The organism is Natronomonas aquatica (assembly GCF_024449025.1).
Lineage (GTDB): Archaea > Halobacteriota > Halobacteria > Halobacteriales > Haloarculaceae > Natronomonas > Natronomonas aquatica.
The window spans coordinates 25444-32192 of sequence record NZ_JAHLKM010000029.1; the positions used below are offsets into that span (position 1 = coordinate 25444).

Consider the following 6749-nt stretch of genomic DNA (forward strand, 5'->3'; position numbering starts at 1 on the left):
CGGTGTAGTAAATACGTTCGACCGATCGGAGCGTCCCGGCCGAACCCGTTACCCCTATACCCGACGCTCGGGAAACGGGGGTATGTTCCGTCCCTTCCGCGAGTCGGTCGAAGCCGCCCTCGGGTCGGCCCTCGAGGCTCGCGAGCTTTCGACCGACGACCTCGGCATCGAGGAACCGCCCGAGGACGTCGACGCCGTGTTGGCCTCCTCGATCGCGTTCCGGCTTGCCGGCGAACTCGGGGCCGCCCCGCCGGAGGTGGCCGCCCGACTCGCCGACGAGATCGACGCCGCCGGCTACGAGTACGTCGACCGCGTCGAGCCGACCGGCCCCTACCTGAACTTCTTTCCGGACGAGGCCTACTTCGAGGGGACCTTAGAGGCCGGGCAGGACTCCGCCTACGGGGCGCTCCCCCCGAAAGACACCTCGATCGTCGTCGAGCACACCTCCGCGAACCCGACCGGCCCGGTCCACGTCGGGCGGGCGCGCAACCCGATCGTCGGCGACGCGGTCGCCAACCTGCTCGAGTACGCCGGCTACGACGTCGACCGACACTACTACGTCAACGACGCCGGCCGACAGATGGCGGTGTTCACGTGGGCCTACGAGCGCTTCGAGGAATCCGAGCTCCCGGAGCCGGCCCGCGACCGCGCCGAGTACCGGATGGTCCGGTACTACCGGAGGGGCAACGATTTCCTGGAGAACGCCGATCCCGAGGCCCTCGAGGCCGCCGAAGCGGAGATCGAGACGATCCTCCAGGGGCTGGAGGCCGGCGACGAGGAGACCTACGAGCGCGTCACCGAGGTCGTCGATACGGTGCTCGCCGGCATGAAGGCGTGTCTGGGCCGCCTGCCGGCGACGTTCGACGAGTTCATAAAGGAGACCCGGTTCATGCGGGACGGCTCGACCGACGACGTCGTCGTCCGGCTCAAGGAACTCCACGGGGCGGTCTACGAGAACGACGCCTGGCAACTGGAATTCGAGGACATCGAAAAGAACCTCGTCTTCCTGCGGGCCGACGGTACCTCGCTGTACACCACCCGGGATCTGGCCCACCACGAGTGGAAGCTCGAAAACTACGACCGGGCGGTGACGGTGCTCGGCGAGGACCACAAGCTGCAGGCCCGACAGCTCCGGTCGACGCTTTCGTTGCTCGGCCACGACACCGACCGGCTCGATTCGGTCATCTACTCGTACGTGAACCTCCCGGAGGGGAAGATGTCGACCCGCCGGGGGACGGGCGTCCAGCTCGACGATCTGCTCGACGAGGCGATCGATCGCGCCCGCGGGGAGGTCGAAGACAGACTCGGCGACCGGCTCCGGAGCGACGACCTCGACGAGAACGCCGTCGAGCGGATCGCCCGGCAGGTCGGGGTCGGCGCGGTCAGATACGACATCGTCTCCAAGCAGCCGACGAAGGCGATCACCTTCGAGTGGGACCGGGCGCTCGACTTCGAGGCCCAGTCGGCGCCGTACGTCCAGTACGTCCACGCACGCTGCTGTGGGATCGAAGGCGAGGCCGACGGGATCGAGCCCACACTCGACGCTTCCGTCCTCGAAACCGATGCCGAGCGCGAACTCCTCGCGACGATCGCCCGCTTCCCGGGTGTCGTCGAGGGCGCCGCCGACGAGCACGAACCCCACCGGATCGCGACCTATACCCGCGAGATTGCCGACCGGTTCAACGGCTTCTACCGGGAGTGTCCCGTCGTCGGCGCCGACGACGAACGGACCCGAAGCGCCCGGCTCGCGCTCGTGATCGCGGCCCGACACACCGTCGCGAACGCCCTCGATATCCTCGGCGTCGAGGCCCCCGAGTCGATGTAGCCGGGGCGGCGCCAGCAGATTCATTTCGCTCGCGACCGAACGGAAGACTGGAGGATTCCCAGAGTGCCCCCCCGCGTCGTTTCGCTTCTTCCCTCGGCGACGGAGATCGTCGCTGCCCTCGGCATCGAGCCGGTCGCGACGTCCCACGAGTGTGATTACCCGCCCGAAATCGAGGACGTCCCGTCAGTCGTCGACTCGCGGATCGACGCCGACGCCTCCAGCGCCGAGATCGACGAACAGGTCCTAGAGGCGGCCGAGGACGGTGCGGGCGTCTATCGGATCGACCGCGAGGCGCTCGCCGCGGCCGATCCGGACATCGTCATCGCCCAGGGGATCTGTGAGGTCTGTGCGGTCGATACCGTCGTCGTCGAGGCCGCGATCGAGGACCTCGGGTTGGACTGTCGGCTCGTGACGACGGATCCCCACAGCGTGGCGGACGTCCTCGCCGACATCGAGCGGATCGGAGCGGCGCTGGACCGAAGCGGTCGGGCCGAAGAGCTGGTCGCGGACCTGCGGTCCCGGATCGACCGCGTGGCCGAATCCGAGAGCCTGATCGAGCCGACGGTCGCGGTGCTCGATTGGCTCGACCCGCCGATGGTCGCCGGCCACTGGGTGCCCGAACTGGCCGATCTCGCCGGGGGTGCCTACGGTCTGGCGGCCCCCGGTGACGCCTCGAAGCCCCGCGAGTGGGCGGCGATCCGCGAGTACGATCCGGACATCCTCGTCGCCGCCCCCTGTGGGTTCGACCTCGGGCAGACCTTCGAGAACCGCACGGATCTGACCGACCGGCCGGGCTGGTCGGAACTGCGGGCCGTCCGGATGAACCGGGTCTACGCCGTCGACGGCCACCATCTGATGAACCGTCCCGGACCCCGGATCGTCGAGTCCCTCGAGACGCTCGCGGCGCTGCTACAGCCGGAGGCGTTCGACGTCCCGGAACCGTGGATGGCCCGGCCGCTCTCGGAGCCGCCGCCATGACGCTTCTCGTCCCGGCCGCGATCCGCGATGCGCTTTCCGAGCACGCCCGTGCGGGAGCACCCGAGGAGGTCGTCGGCGTCCTCGCGGGCCGTCACGGCGCCGCCGAATCGACCGTCTCGCGGGCCTATCGCGCGCGAAACGTCGCGGATCGGCCGACGACGCGGTACGAGATCGACTCCGAGACCGAACTCCGGCTGCTGGAGCGGATCGAAAATACCAGGCTCGAGTGTGTCGGCTTCTATCACTCCCACCCGGCGGGCCCGCCGGAGCCGAGCGACACCGACGCCCGCCTCGCGGCGTGGCCCGGCTACTCGTACGTCATCGTCTCGCTGGCCGGCGGATCCGTCGAACTGGGGAGCTGGCGGTGGAACGGCGACCGCTTCGACCCCGAGCCGGTTCAAACCGAGTGACGCGGCGAGTCGAAACGGAAACCACGCTTTCATCGCTCGATTCCTTCGGGCGCATCAGGTGATCGCTTCGTTCAGCCCCGGTAGTCTCATGAGTCTCCAAAGCACCCGCGGGATCGACGACGGATCGACGACGGACCGTCGACGGCGCTTCCCTGACCGATTCGATGGACGCCGACCGGCCGGCCGACTGATCGGGCCGACCGCATCGTTCCGCCTCAGGCGCCGTCCGGCGACGGAGCCACGAACTGCCCCTCGTCGTCAAACTCGACGGGGGCGGGCTCGGCCACGACCCGGAGGTCATCGCGCTCGCGGGCGGCCGTTATCAGGGGTTCGGAGGCGTAACACCGCTTCAGCCGCATCGTGTCCGTCACGCGGAGGATGCGTGCCTCGTCGCCGGGAACGGGGCCGATGGTCCCCAGCGAGGCCAGCAGGCCCGCACGGTCGGTCTCGACGACGGGCGGCAACCGCACTCCACGGACGGTACTGGCCGTGATGGCGTTGATGAGCGACTTCGACCACTCGAGCCCCTCCAGGACGTCCTCGTGGGCGAGGTCGGCCTGGCCCATCCCCATCGCGTTGCCTTTGGTCTTCGCGGTGTATCCGCGGAGGTAGATCCGCTTTATATCGGGCGATTCGGGCTCGGGTTCGTTGATGGTGAAGTGTCGCCGGCCGGTGACGTTCGTGTCCATCCCCTGCCCGCTGACGTCCTTTCCTAGCTGGTCGACGACGAGGACGTCCAGCCCCTCGAAAGGCAGTTTCGGCATCCGCTCCCAGGCCATCTCGAGCAGTTCCGCCTCCCGGTCGAGGAACTCCGAGGCGGGCACGCCCTCGATGAGCGTGGTGTCGTCGTGTTCGTCCTCGACGATGGCGACGCCACCGAGGACCGGCAGGTCCGAAAGCAGCCGCTGGGCGATCTCGGGGAGCATGTTCCGCAGACTCCAGTCGACGGCCCAGTCGTGGGCCATCTTCGCCCCCCGCTGTTTGCCCATGCCGATGACGAGCATCTTCGAGAGCCCGCTTTCGACCTCGCCGCCGAAATCGGTGTGGGGTTTGATACGGTTGACCGGGACGATGGCGTCGGCCTCGGCCGCGATGGCGTCGAAATACACCGGTACGTCGCGTTCGGGCGTCCGGCCGACCTCGACGACGTCCATCGTCGCGCGGATCTCACAGCCGACCGCTTCCTCGGTGACGCCGAGCGTGGCGAGTTTCTCCCGTTGGCCGTCGGCGGTCGCGCCGCCGTGGCTCCCCATCGCCGGGAAGACGAAGGGGTCGTACCCCTGCTCGTGTACGCCGCGAACGACGCCTCCGACGATGGCCGGCAGGTTCGCGATGCCGCGACTGCCGGCTCCGACGGCCACTTCCCCACCTTCGGGGACGTCCCCGAAGTCGAGCTCCCTCACTGCCGTCGCTGCCCGGTCTTCGATCCCCGCCTCCGGAATCGGGTCGACGTCCCAGACCTGTTCGACGACGCCCATCTGCGGGAGGGCGATTTCGCCACAGGCCCGTCTGACGTCCGCTTCGGGTACTGCGAGTCCCTCTCTCATGGTCGGGAACTCTGACGGCTGGACAAATAAACACACGGACCGCGCAGTGCTGGCCACGCATACGGCGCTCGTGGATGTGCCGGTGTCGTGGACCTGGCGGGGTTTCGTTACGCCGCGTGAAAAGTTCGTTTTAACCTCTTTGCTGTCTGTCGGTTCGGCTGACGAGTAAGGATGTTTGTTATATCCTTATAATACAGTTCATCCGGCTCGTCAACTGCGGATCGGTACGAGACGGGGACCGAGCCCTAACAACTATTTTAAGTACGATACATCCGTTTCGTTCCGAAAACGCTTGACGGCTGTCGTGTACGTTACGAGTCCTTGCTCCCGTGGCAAATTCAAATATCTCTACAAACCCATACTAGCTAGAACGAGTGCGGCGAGTCTGTACACCCCGGACCCCATCGTACATAGGAGAGACAAACTACTGCTGGTCCGCAATTAGGCGCATACGTACGGTAGCTGTGCCCGAGGCGGATTCCCGTGTGGACGCATCTCACCCTAACCGATTTAATACAGTATTGTGAATAATGTGTAATGCCATCGCATTCGGATCGCTCAAAAACCCAAGCCCTCATCGACGAGGCCCCGATCGGGATCTTTGAGATCGACGATGACGGCCAGTACATCGACGTGAATCAGGCCGCCTGTGATCTCGTGGGCTATTCTGAAGCCGAACTGCTGGATATGTCGATCACAGACCTGCATCCAAACAGTGACACCCTCGACGACGTGAGTCTCTTTTCGGAAGTTCAAGAGCACGGCCAGGCGCGAACTGAGACGGCGCTCCAACAGAAAACAGGCCAGAACATAGGTGTGATACTCGATGCAGTGCACATCGATGACCGAATCGTCGGGTATGTCGAAGAGATCACCGAGGTAGACCACTCAGAGCCACAGGTCGAAGAGGAAAGTGCAGCCTCAGTACCTCACACCGTCGAATCCGACTGATCCGTCTGTTTTTTACCGATCGGTATGTGGTGTGTTAGCATAGTTGTCAACCACCAACTATCTCTCTTTACACTCTATAGAGGGATACTTGGCGATTGGCACCCCCTGTTAACATACCACATGACACCCGTTCTACCCGACTGACCAGACATGGCACCACAAGCGATAGTCCTCGATTACCGGACACTCAGATACCGGATACTAACCAGGCACCCGTCGTTGACGATTGATTGCGCCCACCCGATGGCTTCCGGGTGGCCCAAACCCCACCCTATTGGGAGGAATATCGCTCTCTACAGGTCTTGTGATTCCCCGATCCCTCGATACACCCAATTCGCTGAAGTGCCACCACAATCGGTTAGAGAGCTTCTATTGTCCAGTAAACTGCTAAAGTCTCTTTGAAAATTCACACAGTAAAGAAGCCTGTCACGCGTGAATGAACGTGATACGTCTCGCGCTGATGGTGGCATTCAGATGACAGGAGAGATATGGCGATTCAGTAGCAGGAAAATTTAGACCGCGCTGAAAAGTATTACACCCAAGTACGACTTCACGCAGTGTTAGCCGACGAGATCGACTCGTCATGGGAAGCAAGAGATACCTACGGACTGGCTAACATCTCGTAGTTTCGTCCATAGACACCCTGAAGCCGAGCATCTTATGATCTAACCTAATCAGATTTGGTATTTGTCCCTTAGTTCTAAGTGAGTCCGGTTCTGTGGTTCTTCTATGGTCGCTCACGCAGTGGATACGGTAAAAACCGAGGACAAGCGGAGGATGAAAGAAATCTTGCGAGGGATGGATGAAGTTTCAGTCGATGAAATAGTTAATCGAGATGATACACCTTTTGACAACAAACAGGAAGTAGTGTCCGTTCTTCATGCTTTGTTGAACGAAGGAGAAGTCTCTCATAATGTAAGTCGAGAGTACTACCTAACAGCATAGGTCGGAATCAGATCTTAGTGTAGCTTCAGCCATTGTCTCACTAGCTTTCGGCAACCGGGACTGGATAGAGTCCACGTAGCTTGATGCGCGCGT

6 protein-coding genes are annotated in these 6749 nt (G+C 63.3%); 5 read left to right on the plus strand and 1 reads right to left on the minus strand.

Going from position 1 to position 6749, the window contains the following annotated elements; genetic code table 11:
- Positions 1 to 82 precede the first annotated feature (82 nt).
- The 3 genes from argS (at position 83) to KM295_RS14250 (ending at position 3213) form a co-directional block, all read left to right on the plus strand.
- Positions 83 to 1825: an arginine--tRNA ligase gene (gene argS / locus KM295_RS14240; RefSeq protein WP_256030646.1), complete on the plus strand. Its 1743-nt coding sequence runs from the start codon at positions 83 to 85 to the stop codon at positions 1823 to 1825.
- A gap of 63 nt (positions 1826 to 1888) precedes the next feature.
- Entirely contained in the window at positions 1889 to 2803 is a 915-nt protein-coding gene (locus tag KM295_RS14245) for an ABC transporter substrate-binding protein (RefSeq protein ID WP_256030647.1), read from the plus strand.
- Complete coding sequence (locus tag KM295_RS14250) at positions 2800 to 3213, plus strand: desampylase (protein ID WP_256030650.1); 414 nt, start codon at positions 2800 to 2802, stop codon at positions 3211 to 3213. The genes KM295_RS14245 and KM295_RS14250 overlap by 4 nt, the downstream gene beginning before the upstream one ends.
- A gap of 215 nt (positions 3214 to 3428) precedes the next feature.
- On the opposite strand, the gene KM295_RS14255 is transcribed toward KM295_RS14250, so the two are convergent.
- Positions 3429 to 4760: a nickel pincer cofactor-dependent isomerase, group 22 gene (locus KM295_RS14255; protein ID WP_256030651.1), complete on the minus strand. Its 1332-nt coding sequence runs from the start codon at positions 4758 to 4760 to the stop codon at positions 3429 to 3431.
- A gap of 537 nt (positions 4761 to 5297) precedes the next feature.
- Here KM295_RS14255 and KM295_RS14260 point away from each other — a divergent pair.
- Together KM295_RS14260 and KM295_RS14265 are read left to right on the plus strand one after the other, a co-directional pair.
- The gene (locus KM295_RS14260) at positions 5298 to 5711 is read left to right on the plus strand and encodes a PAS domain S-box protein (RefSeq protein WP_256030652.1); all 414 of its coding nucleotides are present in this window, start codon (positions 5298 to 5300) and stop codon (positions 5709 to 5711) included.
- Between the two features lie 729 nt (positions 5712 to 6440).
- Positions 6441 to 6656, plus strand: coding sequence for a hypothetical protein (locus KM295_RS14265; RefSeq protein WP_256030654.1), 216 nt, complete (start codon positions 6441 to 6443; stop codon positions 6654 to 6656).
- Positions 6657 to 6749: the final 93 nt, after the last annotated feature.